Here is a 17,017-nt window from a genome sequence, read left to right on the forward strand (position 1 = left end):
GAATCATGGCTGATAATTTTCTCTCCCAGGAAGAAGTCGATGCCCTTCTGAAGGGCGTCAACGGCGACCAGGACGACGTCGCGGCGCAAGAAGACGTCGCGGGAGTACGAACGTACAACCTGGCCACCCAGGAACGGATCGTGCGCGGCCGTATGCCGACGCTGGAAATTATCAACGAACGCTTTGCCCGCCTGTTGCGCGTCGGCCTGTTCAACTTCCTGCGCCGCAGCGCCGAGGTCTCGGTCGGCTCGGTGCGGGTGTCCAAGTATTCCGAGTTCATCCGCAACCTGGTGGTGCCGACCAACCTGAACCTGGTGCACATGAAGCCGCTGCGCGGCACGGCGCTGATGGTGTTCGATCCGGGCCTGGTGTTCCTGCTGGTCGACAACCTGTTCGGCGGCGACGGCCGCTTCCACACCCGCGTCGAGGGCCGCGACTTTACCCAGACCGAGCAGCGCATCATCCTGCGCATCCTCGACATTGTGTTCGAGGCTTACACCAAGTCGTGGGAGCCGGTGTATCCGGTCGAGTTCGAGTACATCCGCTCGGAAATGAATACCCAGTTTGCCAACATCGCCACGCCCAACGAGGTGGTGGTGGCGTCGACCTTTACCGTGGAGCTGGGCTCGGTGTCGGGCCAGATCCACTTCTGCATGCCGTACTCGATGATCGAGCCGATCCGCGATTCGCTGACGTCCAGCCTGCAGGGCGAGGCGCTCGAGGTGGACAAGCGCTGGATCCGTTTGATGACGCAGCAGATCCAGATCGCGGAAGTCGAAGTGGTGGCCTCGCTGGGCACGGCCAAGGTCAATTTCGACGAGATCCTCAATATGCGGGTGGGCGACATCATCCCGCTGACGATCCCGGAACTGATTTCGGCCACCGTGGACGGGGTGCCGGTGATGGATTGCAGCTACGGCGTCATGAATGGCCAGTACGCGCTCAAGGTCGAGAAACTGCTGGCCAATACCGATAATCTTAAAAATTAACACCGGAGAGAATCATGTCGGACAATCAAGACGATCAACCGCTGGACGATGACGATCCGTGGGGTGCGGCGATCGCCGAGCAGGCCCAGGCCGAAGCGGCCGCGCTGGAAAAGCAGCAGGCTGCGCAAGCGGCCAGCGCCGCCGTGTTCAAGGACTTTTCCGGCACGCCCAGCAAGACCGAGACCCACAACGATATCGACTTCATCCTTGATATCCCGGTCCAGCTGACGGTGGAACTGGGCCGCACCAAGATCGCCATCAAGAACCTGCTGCAATTGGCGCAGGGCTCGGTGGTCGAGCTGGACGGCCTGGCCGGCGAGCCGATGGACGTGCTGGTCAATGGCTGCCTGATCGCCCAGGGCGAGGTGGTGGTGGTGAACGACAAGTTTGGTATCCGCCTGACTGACATCATCACGCCGTCCGAACGTATTCGAAAACTCAATAAATGAAGCACGGACTGATTTCTACCCTCATCCTCGCGGCGGCCCTGGCCGCCGCGCCTGCAATGGCCCAGCGCAGCGTGTCGGGCACCATCGGCGCGGCCCATGCGGCCACCGAAGCGCCGGCGGCGACGGAAACCGCCGCCAGCGTCGAGGCCGCCCCCGCTCCTGCAACTCCCGCACCTGCTCCGGCAGCTGCCGCACCGGCCCCGGCGCCGGTCCAGCCGAGCGCGCTGGCGATGACCATCCCGACGCCGCAAGCAAGCGCGCCGTCGACCGGCGGCGGCCTGTTGCAAACCTCGCTGGCCCTGCTGTTCGTGATTGGCCTGATGCTGGGCCTGGCCTGGCTGACCAAGCGCTTCGGCCCGAAAAACTTCGGCGGCGGCAACAGCAACGTCAAGCTGGTCGGCTCGCTCAGCGTCGGCACCCGCGAGCGCATCCTGGTGGTGGAAGTGGGCGAACAATGGATCGTGGTGGGCGCCTCGCCCGGCCGCATGAACGCGCTGGCCACCATGCCGCGCCAGGAAAGCAGCGAGCCGGCCCAGCCGGCCACCGTCCCCGGCGCCAACTTCGCCGACTGGATCAAACAAACGATAGACAAACGCAATGGCAAATAAGCTGTCCAGCTACGCAACACCACTGCTGATGCTGGCCGCGCTCGCCCTGCCATTGGCGGCCGGCGCGGAATCGAACATCGGCATCCCCGCATTAACTTCAACGCCAGCACCTGGCGGCGGCACCAACTACACGCTGCCGATCCAGACCATGCTGCTGATGACGGCGCTGACCTTCATCCCGGCCGCGCTGTTGCTGATGACCAGCTTCACCCGCATCATCATCGTGCTGTCGCTGCTGCGCCAGGCGCTGGGCACGCAGTCGGCGCCACCGAATCAGGTGATGGTCGGGCTGGCACTGTTCCTGACCCTGTTCGTGATGGGCCCGACCTTCGACAAGATCTACAACGAAGCTTACCTGCCCTTGCAGGAAAACAAGCTCAACATGATGCAGGCGCTCGACAAGGGCGCCGCGCCATTAAAAACTTTCATGCTCAAGCAAACCCGCCAGGCCGACCTGGCGCTGTTCGTCAAACTGTCGCGCAGCCCCGCCCTGCAGGGGCCGGAAGACGTGCCGCTGCGGATCCTGGTGCCGGCGTTTGTCACCAGCGAGCTGAAAACCGCGTTCCAGATCGGCTTTGCCATCTTCATTCCATTTCTGATTATCGACATGGTGGTCGCCTCTGTACTTATGTCGATGGGCATGATGATGATGTCGCCGGCAGTGATTTCGCTGCCGTTCAAGCTGATGCTGTTTGTGCTGGTGGATGGCTGGCAACTGCTGTTGGGCTCGCTGGCCCAGAGCTTTTACTAGGAGGCCGCGATGACGCCCGAAAGCGTGATGACGATGGGCCGCCATGCGATGGAAATTACCCTGATGATCGCCGCCCCCATGCTGCTGGTGGCGCTGATCATCGGCCTGGTGGTGTCCATTTTCCAGGCCGCCACCCAGATCAATGAGCAGACGCTGTCCTTCATCCCCAAGCTGGTCGGCATTTTCGTGGCGCTGGTGGTGGCCGGGCCGTGGATGCTGTCGGTCATGCTCGACTACATGCGCGAAGTGTTCAACGGCATTCCCCTGCTGGTAGGCTAGAGCACTGTCGTTTTATCAATTTGTAACAGTTTCCGATTTACTAAAAAGTTCGTCTACAATGCAGAAAGATGCCGGACGGAAATGTAACAGACCCTTATGCTGACCGTCTCTTCCGCCGATATCAATATGTGGGTAGCCGGATTGCTGTGGCCGCTGGCCCGCATCCTGGCCCTGATCGCCGCCTCGCCGCTGCTCGGCAACAGCGCGGTGCCGGCCAGCGTCAAGGTCAGCCTGGGCGTGGGCATCGCCATGATCGTGGCGCCGGCGGTGCCGGCTTGGCCCGCCACCGACCCGCTGTCGATGGCCGGCATCCTGATCGTGCTGCAGGAAATGCTGATCGGGCTGGCGATGGGGTTCAGCATCCGCATCATTTTTGCGGCGGTGGAAATGGCCGGGGAGATTTCCAGCCTGACGATGGGCCTGGGGTTCGCGACGTTTTTCGATCCGACCACCCAGGGCCGCTCGTCGGCCATCAGCCAGTTTCTGTCGCTGGTGGCGACGATGGCGTTTTTGGCGGTGAATGCGCATTTGGTGTTGCTGTCGGCGCTGGTGGAGAGCTTTTCCACGCTGCCGGTGTCGAGCATCCCCATCTACGGCGGCGGCTTCAAGCAGCTGGCCGACTGGGGCGGGCGGATTTTCAGCACCGGGGTGCAGCTGTCGCTGCCGATCGTGGCGGCCTTATTGATTACCAACGTGGCGCTGGGGATTTTGACCCGCGCCGCGCCGCAGTTGAACTTATTTGGGATCGGCTTTCCGATTACCCTCGGCATGGGCTTGCTGGTGATCGCGATGACCCTGCCGTACTTCGGAGCGCCGATCCAGAACCTGTTTTTGGACGGGATTGAACGCGCCAGGCTGATGCCGCGCACCTGGTCGCAGCGACCGCCCGTAGTTAAACCGGCAAGCTTGCCGATTCGACCTCCGGGCCTGCAGCCATAGGGAAATTCAATAGCCGTCGTGTGTATTTTGGTTTCCATGAGGCAATGAGCCGCGTATCATGGGAGCTTGCCTGGAGAAACCTGTAATGAGCACGCAAATACCGAGCTTTACCACTGACCAAATCGCCTTGTGGACCACCGCGCAGATCAAAGCGCTGGGCACCGAGGACATGCAGGCGTTCTCCTCCGATCAGATAGGCGCACTTACCACGGCCAATGTACGCTTCCTGCGCACCGATCAAATCGCAGCGCTGGGACTAGCCGGCATCGCCGGCCTGACCACAGACGCGATCCAGGCCTTCAAGCCAGCCAATATTACCGCGCTGACCAGCGACCAGGTGCTGACGCTCAGCACCGACCAGCTGGTGGCCCTGACCACCCAGGAAATCGTCGCCCTGACCTCCCGCCAGCTCAACATCCTGGCGCCGGCCCAGCTGGCCGCGCTGGAGACCCAGGACGTGCGCGCGCTGCAGCTGGCCCAGGTCAGCAGCATCAGCTCCGACCAGATCATCAACCTGACCACCGACCAGCTCACCAGCATGAGCTCGGCGCAACTGCGCGCCATCAGCACCCGCGCCATCACCGCGATGAGCAGCGACCAGATCGCGTCGCTGGTGTCGAACCAGTTGCAGCAAATCGCCACCCAGCAACTGAACGCCCTGAGCGCCTCCCAGCTGTACTCGGTCACGACCGACCAGATCGCCCAACTGAGCACCTTGCAAGTGAGCGCGCTGTCGAGCGACTTCCTGCAAGCCCTGAGCAGCGACCAGTTTGGCGCGATGGAAACGCGCGACCTGATCTGGTTGAGCAGCCGCCAGATCCGCGCCCTGACCGATGTCCAGCTGGCCGGCCTCAGCACCGACCAGGCGCATGCCCTGCGCAGCAATGAAGTGGCGGCGCTGCGCGCCGACCAGTTGGCCGTGCTCAGCACCGACCAGCTGGTCGCCATCGCCTCGCTGGCGCCGCTCAGTTCGGCCCAGATCAGCGGCCTGACCACCGACCAGGTCACCTCGCTGGCGACCAAGACCATTGCCGCCCTGAGCAGCGCCCAGCTGGCGGCGCTGAACGCCGACCAGGTGGTGGCGCTCAATAGCGACCAGTTGATCGCCCTCGGTACCGCGCAAGTGGCGGCGCTGACCACCAGCCTGCTGACCCAGTTGACCACCACCCAGGTGCAGGCCATCGAAACGCGCGACATCCTGGCCCTGGACAGCAACCAGCTGCGCGCCCTGAGCTTCGACCAGGTCCAGGCCCTGACCACCGCCCAGCTGGCGAGCCTGGCCAGCGACATGCTGCCGGCCCTGCTGCCGGACCAGGTTGCCGCCCTCAGCAGCGACCAGCTGGCGGCCTTGAAAAACCTGGTGAAACTGACCACCGCGCAGTTTGCCGCGCTCACCACCGACCAGCTGGTCACGCTGGAAAGCAAGGACCTGGTGGCCCTGAGCAGCAGCCAGCTGGCGGCGCTGACCTATGACCAGATCCAGTCCCTGACCACCGACCAGGTGGTGCTGCTGAACACCACCCAGTTCAACACCCTGAGCACCAGCGTGTTCGCCCAGCTCACCACCGACCAGATCAAGGCGATCGAAACGCGCGATATCCGCGTCCTCAATACGGCCCAGATCCAGGCCCTGAGCTATGACCAGCTGCAGGCGCTGACCACCGACCAGATCTATGCCCTGACCACGGCCGATGCGCAAGCGCTGCGCCCGGACCAGCTGGCGGTGCTGACCACCGACCAGATCATCGCCATCAAGACCCTGCTGCCGCTGACCACCAACCAGGTGGTGTGGCTGACGACCGACCAGATCGCCGCGCTGGAAACCAAGGACATCGCCCTGCTCACCAGCGCCCAGCTGGCCGCGCTGAATATCGACCAGGTGCAGGCGCTGACCAGCGACCAGCTGGCAGCGCTGGGCACGGCCCAGGTAGCCACCTTGACCACCACCATCCTGAGCGCGCTGACCACGCTGCAAATGCAGGCGCTGGAGACGCGCGATGTGGCGGTGCTGACCGCCAATCAGGTGCGCTCCCTGCTCACCGAACAAGTGGCGGCCCTGAGCACCGACCAGGTCAGCGCGCTCAGCACCAGCGCCGAGCAAGCGTTGACGGCCGACCAGATCGCCACCCTGAGCACCGACCAGATCGTCGCGCTGAAAACCCTGGTGCCGCTGACCACCACGCAAATCCAGGCCCTGACCACTGACCAGCTGGTATCGATCGAAAGCCGCGATGTGATCGCCCTGACCAGCGCCCAGCTGGCGGCGCTGACCTATGACCAGGTCCAGGCCCTGACCAGCGACCAGCTGGTCGGCCTGACCGCGTCGCAGTTTGCCGACATGAGCACCAATATGCTCAACACGCTGACCACCGACCAGGTCCGCGCGATTGAAACGCGCGACATCGGTGCGCTGCGCGCGGCCCAGGTGGCGCTGCTGTCGACCAACCAGCTGACGTCGCTGCTGACCGACCAGTTCAACGCCCTCAGCAGCGCGGCGGTGGGCGCCCTGAGCACCGACCAGATCAGCGTGCTGACCACCGACCAGCTCAACGCCATGAACACCCTGGCCGGCATGTCGAGCCGCCAGCTGGCGGCGTTCACCACCGACCAGATCAGCTCGCTGAGCACGCGCAACCTGGCCACGCTGGCCAGCAACCAGCTCGGCGTGCTGAACGCCGACCAGGTGCTGTCGCTGACCACCGACCAGATCGTCGCGCTCAGTGGCGGCCAGTTCCGCGGCCTGAGCTCGAGCGGCATCGCCGCCCTCAGCACCGACCAGGTGCAAGCGATCGAAACGCGCGACGTCGCGGTGCTGAATACCCAGCAACTCAACAAGCTCACCACCGACCAGATCGTGGCCTTGCTGACCGCGCAGATCTACGCGCTCGACACGGCGCAGGAGACCGCGCTCACCACCGACCAGATCGCCGCACTGAGCAGCGACCAGATCGACGCCCTGCGCTCGCTGGCGGCGCTGACCACGCGCCAGATCCGCGCCCTTACCAGCGACCAGGTCGGCGCCCTCAACTCCAGCGACCTGGTCAGCCTGAGCACGCGCCAGCTGGCCGCCTTCAGCAGCGACCAGCTGCAGTCGCTGAACACCGACCAGATCATCGCCCTCAGCAGCGATCAGATCGCCGCCTTCAGCACCGCCGCGATTGCCGTCCTCAGCACCGATGCGATTGCCGCGATTGAAACGCGCGACATCCGCGCCATGCGCACCGCGCAAATCGCCCGCCTCAGCCTCGACCAGGTGATGGCGCTGCGCACCGACCAGCTGGCCGCCTTCACCACCGCCGAAGTGCGCGCCCTGACCGTCGACCAGCTGGCCGTGATGAGCAGCGACCAGCTGGCCGCGCTGCAGCTGGCGCCGCTGTCAACCAAACAAATCATCGCCCTCACCAGCGACCAGGTCGGCGCCCTCAGCACGGCCGACTTCGCCGCCCTGCTGACGGCGCAGATTGCCGCCCTGACCTCGGACCAGGCCGCCGCCATCAGCAGCGACCAGATGGTGGCGCTCAACACCACCCAGCTGCGCGCCCTGAGCACCAGCACGCTGTCGGCGCTGGCCACCGACCGCATTGCCGCACTCAGCAACAACGACCTGGCCTCGCTCAGCACGCGCCAGGTAGCGGTGCTGACCAGCGACCAACTGCTGGCCCTGAACACCGGCCAGCTGCGCGCCCTGACCACCCAGGAAATCGCCGCCCTGACCGCCGCGCAGCTGGGCAGCCTGAACGATACCCAGCTGGACGCGCTGCTGACCCTGGCAGCGCTCAGCACGCGCCAGCTGCAGGCGCTCAACACCGACCAGCTGTCGCACCTGAACCTGGCCGACCTGCGCTCGCTGACCTCGCGCCAGGTGCAGTCGCTGTCGGCCGACCAGGTCGCGTCGCTGGCCACCAGCCAGATTGCCGGCCTGCTCAACGCCCAGCTGGTGGCGCTCGGCACCACCGCGATCCAGGCCCTGACCACCGACCAGATCGGCGCCCTGACGGCGTCCGGCCTGGTGGCCATGAGCACGCGCCAGATCGCCGCCCTCACCACCGACCAGGTGCAGGCGCTGCGCACCGACCAGATCATGGTGCTGACCACGCAGGAAATCGCCGCCCTGACGCCGGACCAGAAAGCCGTGCTGAGCAGCGACCAGCTGGCCGCGCTGTCGTCGCTGGCCAGCTTCTCGACCGTCGCCATCGCCGCCCTCACCACCGACCAGATCGCGTCGTTGTCGCTGACCCTGCTGGCCAGCCTGACCACGCGCCAGATCGCCGCCCTGACCACCGACCAGGCCGGCGCGCTGACCACCAATGAAATCGTGGCCCTGACCACCCAGCAGGTGCGCGCCCTCAGCAGCAGCCAGCTGGGCGCGCTCAACACCGACCAGTTGCAAGCGATGGAGCTGGCGGACGTGCAGGCGCTGGCCACCCGGCAAATCGTCGGCCTGACCACCGACCAGATCACCAACCTGCTCGACACCCAGATTGCCGTCCTGGGCACGCAAGTCATCGCTGCCCTGACCACCCAGCAAGTGCATGCCCTCAGTACCAGCCAGCTGGCCGCGCTGTCGACGCTGGCGCCGCTGACCAGCAAGCAGATCGGCGCGCTCACCACCGACCAGATCGCCAGCCTGGGCAATATCGCCACGCTGAAAACCAACCAGATCGCCGGCCTCACCAGCGCCCAGATCGGCGCCCTCACCACCGACCAGATCGTCGCGCTGACCACCCAGCAGGTGCGCAGCCTGAGCCCGGCCACGCTGGCCGCGCTCAACACCGACCAGGTGCAGGCGATCGAGGCAGTAGACATTGCCGCCCTTGGCAGCAACCAGATCGTCAGTCTCAATAGCGACCAGCTGACGGCGCTCAGCGCCACCCAGTTTGGCGCCATCGGCACCAAGGTGCTGGTGGCCCTGACCAGCAAGCAGATTGCCGCCCTCAGCACCAACCAGCTCGACAGTCTGGCCTCGCTGGCGCCGCTGACCACGGCCCAGGTGCGGGCCCTGACCACCGACCAGCTCAGCAACCTGCTGCTGGCGCAGATCGCCACCCTGAAAACCGCGCAGCTGGCCGCGCTCAACAGCGCGCAGCTGCAGTCGCTGACCACCGACCAGATCGTCGCGCTGACCACCCAGCAAGTGCGCGGCATGGGCACGGCCGCCCTGACCCGCCTCAGCACCGACCAGACCGCTTCCATCGAACTGGCCGACCTGGCCGCGCTCTCCACCGCGCAAGTGGCGGCGCTGCTGACCGACCAGATCGTGGCGCTGACGTTGACCCAGCTGTCGGCCCTGACCTCGCAGGAGATCGCGGCCCTGACCGCCATCCAGCTCGGTGTGATGAGCACCGCGCAGTTTGCCGCCCTCGGCAGCCTGGCCGGCTTGGGCACCAAGCAAATCGCCGGCATGTCGTCCGACCAGATCATGGCGCTGACGCCGGCCCAGGTGGCGGTCCTGAAAACCGCGCAGATCGCCGCCCTGAACAGCGTACAGATCCAGTTCCTCAGTACCGACCAGATCCCGGCCCTGACCAGCGCGCAAGTCCGCTCGCTGGCGACCGCCGCCGTGGCGGCCCTGACCACCGACCAGCTGAATGCGCTGGAAGACGTCGACCTGCGCGCGCTGACCTCGCGCCAGATCGTCGCCCTCACCAGCGACCAGCTGGGTGGCCTGTCGCTGCCCCAGTACGCCACCCTGAGCACCCTGGAAATCGCCGCCCTGAGCACGCGCCAGATCGGCTACCTGAACAACACCCAGCTCGAAGCCCTGAGCAGCATCACCGCCCTCACCAGCAACCAGGTGCGCGCCCTCAGCAGCGACCAGCTGCAGCAGCTGGCGGTCGGCACCCTGACCGCCATGAAGACCAGCCAGCTGGCGGCGCTGGGCAGCGCCCATGCCGAGGCCCTGACCGATCCGCAACTGATTGCGCTGTCGACCGCGCAAGTGCGGGCCCTGTCCACCGCCCTGCTGTCGCACCTGACCGTGCTGCAAGTGCCGGTCATCGAAGTCGAGGACTTTGCCGCCCTGAGCTCGACGCAGCTGCGCGCGCTGACCACCGACCAGATGATGGTGCTGAGCACCGACCAGCTGCACGCCCTGAACCGGGCGCAGGTGGCGAGCCTGACTGCGGCCCAGCGCGCCGTGCTGAACCCGGACCAGGAAGCGGCCATCCAGCCGGACCTGACCGACGCCACCACCGCCGAGATCGCCGCCCTGTCGACCAACCGCATTGCGGCGCTGACGCAAAGCGAGATCGATACCCTGACGACGCGCCAGGTCGCGGCCCTGACCTCGACCCAGGTGGCGGTGCTGGACCAGAACCAGCTGGCCTACCTGAGCGGCGAGCAGGTGGGCGCCCTCAGCACCAAGGCCCTGACCGGACTGGACTTCAACAACATCCCGTTCATCGATGCCGTCGACTTCGCTTTCCTGAAATCGTCGCAATTGCAGGCGCTGAATTCCGACCAGCTGCAAATCCTCAGCAGCGACCAGGTCGCCGCGCTGAGCAGCCAGAGCCTGGCCGGCCTGAAGGCGACCCAGGTCGCCTTGCTGAGCACCGACCAGCTGAATGCGCTGAGCTACTTTAACGCCTTCAGCACGGCGCAAATCCGCGCCCTCACCACCGACCAGCTGCCGGGCCTGACGCCGGGCCAGATCGCGGCCATGAACACGCGCCAGATCGCCGCCCTGACCAATCTGCAGACGCCGTTGCTGACCACCGACCAGATCGTCGCGCTCGACACCGGCGACCTGCTGGCCATGAACACGCGCGCGCTGCAGGCGCTCACCACCGACCAGATCGCCGCGATCGAAGGGGCCGACATCGCCGCGCTGCGCTCGGCGCAAGTGTCGGTGCTGACCACCGACCAGGTGCTGGCGCTGACGCTGGGCCAGATCGGCCTGCTCGGTACCGGCGCCATCGCCGGCCTCAGTGTCAACCAGATCGGCGTGCTGACCACCGACCAGATCGTCTACCTGAGCGGCGGCCAGTTGCGCGCCCTCAGCACCCGCGCCATCGCCGCGCTCAACACCGACCAGTTCGCTGCCATCGAGGCCGGCGACCTGGCGGCGCTGAACACGGCGCAGATTGTTGCGCTGGGCACCAAGGACATGCTGTCGATTACCGACGCCCAGCTGCTGGCGCTGAGCTCGCAGCAAGTGCGCGCGCTGACCACCGCCCAGACCAACGCCCTGACCAGCACCCAGCTGGCGCTGTTCCCGGCCGGCTGGCTGGCCACGCGCCAGGTGGCCGGCCTGAGCAGCGATAGCCTGAGTGCCTTCGACGACACCCAGCTGGCGGCCCTGACCACGCTGCAGGTGGCGGCGCTGTCGACCAGGCAGGTGACCTCGCTGACCACCCACCAGATCCAGGCCCTGAGCGTGAATCAATGGCGCGCCATCAGCACCAACGCCATGCGCGCGCTGAACTCCGACCAGCTGGCGGCGCTCGAGCCGGAAGACCTGAACGGCCTGAAGTCGAGCCAGTTCGCCGCACTCACCACCGAGCAGATCCAGCAGTTGAGCGCGGACCAGATGGGCCAACTCAGCACCGCCGAGATCGCCGCCATGACGCAGCCGCAGATCAAGGCGCTCAGTACCACGCAGCTGGCCGGCCTGACCAAGCTGCAGCCGCTGACCACGCTGCAAATCGCGGCGCTGACCAGCGACCAGTTGCAATCGCTGGACGCTGACCACATCGGCATGCTGCAGACCAAGCAGGTCGCCGCGCTGACCAAGCTCCAGCTGTCGATCCTCACCACCGACCAGATGGTGGCGCTGAGTACCGCGCAAACCCGCGCGCTGTCGCTCGATGCGCTGGCCGGCCTGAATTCGGACCAGGTCGCGGCCATGGAAGTGGTCGACGTGCAGGCGTTCACCAGCGCCCAGCTGGGCAAGCTGAACACGGCGCAATTCAGCGGCCTGACCCTCGACCAGCTGGCCGGCCTGAAGACCAGCCAGATCCCCGGCATCACCGCCGGTGACATCAAGGCCCTCAGCACCGACCAGCTCAACGCCCTGAGCACGCTGGGCACGCTCACTGCGGACCAGGTGGCGGCGCTGACCTCGGACCAGCTCAATGCGCTCGACGCCGACAGCTTCACCTCGCTGCGCTCGTCGCAAATGGCGGCGCTGAAGTCGGCCCAGGTGGCGCAGTTGTCGACCGCCCAGGTGGGCAGCCTGACCACCCAGCAAATCAACGGCCTGGCCATCGCCTACCTGACCACCGACCAGCTGCAGCTGCTCAGTGTGACCGCGATTGCCGGCCTCAGCTCGGTGCAGCTGCCGAAGCTGACCACCGCGCAGATCTCGGCGCTGACGCCGGAGCAGCTCAACGCCCTGTCGACGCGCGCCCTGCCGGCGCTGACGGCCGGGCAGGTCAAGGCGCTCACCACCGGCCAGCTGAATAGCCTCAACAGCATGAGCGGGCTGGGCACGGCGCAGATTTCCTACCTGACCTCGGACCAGATCACCGCGCTGGACGAGACCCTGTTCGACAGCCTGAGCACGCGCCAGCTGGGCGCGCTGGTGTCGGCCCAGATCGTCGGGCTGAAAGTGTCGCAGATCGACACCTTCAGCACCGCCGACATCCGCGCCTTGAGCGCCAACGCCCTGAACGCGTTCAACACCGACCAGGTCGGCGCGCTCGATGCGACCGACATCGGCGCCCTGAGGACCGACCAGATCAATAACTTCAAGGCGCCGCTGATGTCCAGCCTGAGCGTTGAGCAGGTGGCCACCTTCAGCACCCAGCAGCTGCACAATATGACCAATGCGGTGCTGCGCTTCCTCAGCGTCGAGCAACTGGCGGCGCTGACCATGACCCAGGTGACGGCGCTGACGGCGCTGCAGATCTCGGCGCTGTCCACCGACCAGCGCGCCGCGCTGACGGCCAGCCCGCTGATCCTCGACCTCGACGGCAACGGCGTCAGCACGCTCGGCATCGGCGCCGGGGTGCAGTTCGACATCCGCGCCGACGGCAGCAAGGTCAACACCGGCTGGGTTGCACCGGGCGACGGCTTGCTGGCACTGGACCGCAATGGCGATGGCGTGATCAACGACGGTAGCGAACTGTTCGGCACCGCCACCGCCAGCGCCGGCGGCGGCAACAGCCGCGACGGCTTTGCCGCGCTGGCCGAGCTCGACAGCAACCACGACGGCGTGGTCGACCGCAAGGACGCGCAATACGCCGCCCTGCGCGTGTGGGTGGACGCCAACGCGGACGGCGTTAGCCAGAGCGACGAACTGAAGACGCTGGCCTCGCTCAACGTGGCCAGCCTGACGGTGGCGGCGCAAGCCAGCGACGTGATCGACCAGGGCAACTGGATCGGGCTGCAATCGAGCTACACCAGCAGCGACGGCAGCACCCACGCGCTGGCCGACGTCTGGTTCCTGGCCACCCACACCGCCGCGCTGACGCAGGCCATCAACAGCTACGGCCAGCAGGCGGACAGCGGCAGCAACGGCGCCGGCCAGCTGTCCCAGCCGGGCGCCGGCAGCGGCCTGGCCGGCAACGCCGCCGCGCTGGGCCAGCAATTGCAGCAATACCTGTCCAGCACGCCGCTCGCCGGCAGCGCAACGTCCCAGCACGATGACTGGCTGCGCAAGCAAGCCAGCACCAGCCAGGGCATCCTGGCGGCGAAATAAAGCAAAACGGCCAGCTGAAATGAACTGACCCCGATAAGTTGGACGACAACTTATCGGGGTCAGTTCAGAAAAGCTGGCCGTTTTTTTAACGCTGCGAAAAAAGAATTTAGCTGATGTAATTGAACAGCGACAAGCCGGACATGGTGGTGAACGATTTCTGCGCCGCCGTCAGCGTGGTCTGCTGCTGGGTGAACAGCGAGATCGCCGCCGTGTAGTCGAGGTCCTGCAGGCTGGACAGCGTGGTCGCATATTGCAGGCCGAGATCGTCACCCGAGCTATCGAGATAATCCACCTCCTTCAGGCGCGCGCCCACCGCCGCCTGCACCGACAGCACATTGTCGGTGGCCGCATCGATATTCACTTGCAGCTGGTTGAGACTGTTGTTCAGGCTGGCCTGGCCGGCCGCGCCGCTGCCCGGCGCCCGCAGCGCATCGATGAAGCCCTGCACCGTGGTGAAGATCGATTGCTTGGTCGATGGATTCACGGCGAAATTGTCGCCATCGGCCGGATCGCCCTTGATGTCGAACTGCACGCCGTCGAAGGTGATGTTCTGCCCGCTCACATAGGCTTGCGGCACGGCCGGCACCGGCGCCGGCGGCACCGGGTTGCCGGTGGTCAGGTCGGTCACGGTGTAGGTCGTCACCTTGGGCACGCCCGGCGTTTCCGGTACCACCTGGAAATCGATCTGGTACTGGTGGCCGGTCAGCAGGGTCGCATCCTTGACCGAGCCGGCGCTGATGATGCCGCTGCCGCCGCGCGTGTAGTTGGCCGGGTCCGGCGTGGTCACGAAGGTGCCGTTGCCGGTCTGGTTGCTTTCGAACACGGAGGCGCCGGAATCGGTGATCGGGATGGTGCGGGTCGAGCCGACCTGCAGCGAACGCTGGCCCTGGTCGCCCTGGTAATCGGCGCCGGTGGCGGTCTTGGTGAACGGCAGCGTGGTCGACTTGTAGCCCGAGAACACATAGCCGCCCACGCCGTCGGCGGTGTTGGCAATGCCCAGCAGGTCGGCCAGCCGGCTTTCCAGCTCGATCGCCACCGACTCGCGGTCCGATGGCGTGTACGAACCGTTGCCGGCTTTCACCGCCAGGTCCTTGATGTCCTGCAGGATGGAGGTGGCGCTGGCCAGCGCCGTGGTCTCGGTCGACAGCACGCCCTTGGCGTTGGCGCGGTTGGTGGCCAGCTGGGTGTTCAGCGATTGCGACTGCGTCACTTCCAGCGCGCGCGCGGTGGCGATCGGGTCGTCGGCCGCCGTCAGGTTCTTGCGGCCGGTCGACAGCTGCTGCTGCGTGCGCGACATGGCCGTCTGCAGCGAAGTGATCTGCGCCGAGCCGACGTCGTAAATGGTCCTGGTGCTGATGCGCATTACCATGATGCTACCCTATCTGTTTAATTGCCAAGACTGAGCAAGGTGTCGAATAACTGGCTGGCCACTTGCATGACCTTGCCGCTGGCCTGGTACGCTTGCTGGTAGCGCAGCAGGTTGGCCGCCTCTTCATCGAGGTTGACGCCCGACACGCCCTGCTGCGCGTTGGTCGCTTGCTTGACGGCGGCGTCGGCCGCCGTGCCGCTGATCTGCGCTTCGCGCGCCTTGGTGCCCACGTAGTTGACCATCTGGGCGTAGGTGGTCTGGAACGTGGCCTTGCCGTTGTCCAGGATGTTCTTGGTCTGCAGCCCGGCCAGCAAGGCGCCGTTGCGGCTGTCGCCCACGCCGCTGGTGTTGGGGCCGACGGTGAAGCTGTCCTGGTCGGCCGGCGCGCCGCTGATGGTGAAGCTGACGCCGCCAAAGCTGATGGTGGCGCCGTCAGTATAGTCCACCGGCGTGCCGGCCGTGAACACGGTAGCGGTGCCGTTGACTGTAACCGTCACGTCCTGCCCGGCCGGGAAGCCGGAGAAGGTATTGCTGGCCTTGTCATAGGTCAGCGTGCTGGCGGAGGTCACTTGATTGCCCGGCAGCAGGTAGTTGCTGTCCACCGTGCCGGCCGTGATCTTGCCGTTGCCGGCGTTGGTGGTCGGCGCGGCGGTGGCGATCGGCGCCGCCAGCGCGATCTTGTCGCGGTCCTTGATGGCTACCGAAAAGTCCTTGGCCGCGTTGTAGGTCGGGCGCACCAGGAAGTTGTCGTTCTGCGCCCCGGTGCCGGTGATGCTGTAGGCCACGCCGTCGATCACTTGCGGCGTGGTCTGCGGGTAGGGATTGATCTGCGTAATCTTGCCGTCGCTCAGGCGCGTGACGTTGAAATTGGTGCCGTCGAAATCGACGCTGTAATCGCTGGCGGTCAGCGCGCTGGCGTCGGTCACCGTCGCCGTGACGTCGGCGGTGCTGGCTGGCGAATTGCGGCTGTTGGTGCCGACATAGGCCTGGATCGGATTGAAGAAGTTGGTGCCAAGGTTGCCGTTCTCATCCTGCCCCAGCACGTGCTGGGCGTTGAACGCGGTGGCCAGGCCGGCGGCAACCTGGCCCAGCGAGTTTTGCGCGCGGTCCATCGGGCCGTCGCGGAATTCCATCAGGCCGCCCAGCTGGCCGCCGGTGAACACCTTGTCCGGCAGTTCGGTGAAGGCGCCGCCGTCGGTGACGTAGCCCAGCGTGACGCGGCTGACGTCGGTCGGCGAGGTCGAGGTGCCCAGCTGGAAGGCTTTATTGGCCACCACCAGCGGCTGGCCGGTGCCGAACGAAACGTTGAGCATATTGTTGTCGCCAGGCAGGACGCTGATCTTGACCAGCTTGTTCAGCTCGGTCAGCATCTGGTCGCGCTTGTCGAGCAGGTCGTTCGGCTCGGCCTGGCTGGTGGTGAGGCCGGCGATGGTCAGGTTGATGTCGGCGATCTGCTTGGCGTAGGCGTTGATCTCGCCGACGTTGGAGCTGATCTGGTTGTTGACGCCGGAGGCGATCTCGGTCAGGCGCGCGGCCATGCCCTGAAAGCGCGAGGCCAGCGATTCCGCGTTCGACAGCAGCGACTGGCGCGCGGCGGCCGAGGCCGGGCTGGCGGTGGCGTCCTGCACGCCGTTGAAGAAGTCCTGCAGCGCCGGCGACAGGCCGGCGGTGGGGTCGGCCAGCAGATTGTCGATCTGGCCGATCTGCGCGCTATAGGCGTCCAGCGAAGCCTGGTTGGACTCGGCGTTGCGCAGCGAGGTGGCCAGGAAATTGTCGTAGTAGCGGCGCACGGCCTCAACCTCGGTGCCGGAGCCGACATAGCCGAAGCCCTGGTACTGGGTGCCGGTGTCACCCTGGATGGCGACCTGCCGGTTGTAGCCGACCGAGTTGGCATTGGTGATGTTGTTGCCGGTGGTCGAAAGACCAACCTGGGCTGCCAACAAACCGCTTTTACCGATGCTGAGGAGACTGGACATAATATTTTTACTCTATC

9 protein-coding genes are annotated in these 17,017 nt (G+C 65.7%); 7 read left to right on the forward strand and 2 right to left on the reverse strand.

From position 1 onward, the window contains the following. Nucleotides 1-5: 5 nt before the first annotated feature. The 7 genes from fliM (at nt 6) to BMZ70_RS12835 (ending at nt 13,655) form a co-directional block, all read left to right on the forward strand. Nucleotides 6-989: a flagellar motor switch protein FliM gene (fliM, locus tag BMZ70_RS12805; RefSeq protein WP_092274571.1), complete on the forward strand. Its 984-nt coding sequence runs from the start codon at nt 6-8 to the stop codon at nt 987-989. Between the two features lie 14 nt (nt 990-1,003). After that, the gene (fliN, locus tag BMZ70_RS12810) at nt 1,004-1,438 is read left to right on the forward strand and encodes a flagellar motor switch protein FliN (RefSeq protein ID WP_092274574.1); all 435 of its coding nucleotides are present in this window, start codon (nt 1,004-1,006) and stop codon (nt 1,436-1,438) included. Beyond that, nucleotides 1,435-2,046, forward strand: coding sequence for a flagellar biosynthetic protein FliO (gene fliO, locus BMZ70_RS12815; protein ID WP_165403479.1), 612 nt, complete (start codon nt 1,435-1,437; stop codon nt 2,044-2,046). Before fliN ends, fliO begins: the two co-directional genes overlap by 4 nt. Further along, nucleotides 2,036-2,797 (forward strand): flagellar type III secretion system pore protein FliP, encoded by a 762-nt coding sequence (fliP, locus tag BMZ70_RS12820; protein ID WP_092274577.1) that lies wholly within the window; start codon nt 2,036-2,038, stop codon nt 2,795-2,797. The genes fliO and fliP overlap by 11 nt, the downstream gene beginning before the upstream one ends. A gap of 9 nt (nt 2,798-2,806) precedes the next feature. Next, on the forward strand, nt 2,807-3,076 hold the full coding sequence (gene fliQ / locus BMZ70_RS12825; RefSeq protein WP_092274580.1) for a flagellar biosynthesis protein FliQ: 270 nt from the start codon (nt 2,807-2,809) through the stop codon (nt 3,074-3,076). A 96-nt stretch (nt 3,077-3,172) separates the two neighbouring features. Next, nucleotides 3,173-4,015 carry a flagellar biosynthetic protein FliR gene (gene fliR / locus BMZ70_RS12830; protein ID WP_092274583.1) on the forward strand — a complete coding sequence of 281 codons (843 nt, stop codon included), beginning with the start codon at nt 3,173-3,175 and terminating at the stop codon, nt 4,013-4,015. An 85-nt stretch (nt 4,016-4,100) separates the two neighbouring features. Further along, on the forward strand, nt 4,101-13,655 hold the full coding sequence (locus BMZ70_RS12835) for an iron-regulated protein frpC (protein ID WP_092274586.1): 9,555 nt from the start codon (nt 4,101-4,103) through the stop codon (nt 13,653-13,655). A gap of 106 nt (nt 13,656-13,761) precedes the next feature. Here the strand turns inward: BMZ70_RS12835 and flgL are convergent, their stop codons facing one another. Both flgL and flgK read right to left on the reverse strand, forming a co-directional pair. Beyond that, entirely contained in the window at nt 13,762-15,024 is a 1,263-nt protein-coding gene (flgL, locus tag BMZ70_RS12840; RefSeq protein WP_092274589.1) for a flagellar hook-associated protein FlgL, read from the reverse strand. Nucleotides 15,025-15,041: 17 nt separating this feature from the next. Further along, nucleotides 15,042-17,000, reverse strand: a complete 1,959-nt coding sequence (gene flgK, locus BMZ70_RS12845; RefSeq protein WP_092274592.1) for a flagellar hook-associated protein FlgK — start codon at nt 16,998-17,000, stop codon at nt 15,042-15,044. Nucleotides 17,001-17,017: the final 17 nt, after the last annotated feature.

This window comes from Duganella sp. CF402, assembly GCF_900109645.1.
In the GTDB taxonomy this organism is placed as follows: Bacteria; Pseudomonadota; Gammaproteobacteria; order Burkholderiales; family Burkholderiaceae_D; genus Rugamonas.

Coding starts and splice junctions, on each gene's coding strand:
- fliM (WP_092274571.1), top strand. CDS start 6: ATGGCTGATAATTTTCTCTCCCAGGAAGAAGTCGATGCCCTTCTGAAG.
- fliN (WP_092274574.1), top strand. CDS start 1,004: ATGTCGGACAATCAAGACGATCAACCGCTGGACGATGACGATCCGTGG.
- fliO (WP_165403479.1), top strand. CDS start 1,435: ATGAAGCACGGACTGATTTCTACCCTCATCCTCGCGGCGGCCCTGGCC.
- fliP (WP_092274577.1), top strand. CDS start 2,036: ATGGCAAATAAGCTGTCCAGCTACGCAACACCACTGCTGATGCTGGCC.
- fliQ (WP_092274580.1), top strand. CDS start 2,807: ATGACGCCCGAAAGCGTGATGACGATGGGCCGCCATGCGATGGAAATT.
- fliR (WP_092274583.1), top strand. CDS start 3,173: ATGCTGACCGTCTCTTCCGCCGATATCAATATGTGGGTAGCCGGATTG.
- BMZ70_RS12835 (WP_092274586.1), top strand. CDS start 4,101: ATGAGCACGCAAATACCGAGCTTTACCACTGACCAAATCGCCTTGTGG.
- flgL (WP_092274589.1), bottom strand. CDS start 15,024: ATGGTAATGCGCATCAGCACCAGGACCATTTACGACGTCGGCTCGGCG.
- flgK (WP_092274592.1), bottom strand. CDS start 17,000: ATGTCCAGTCTCCTCAGCATCGGTAAAAGCGGTTTGTTGGCAGCCCAG.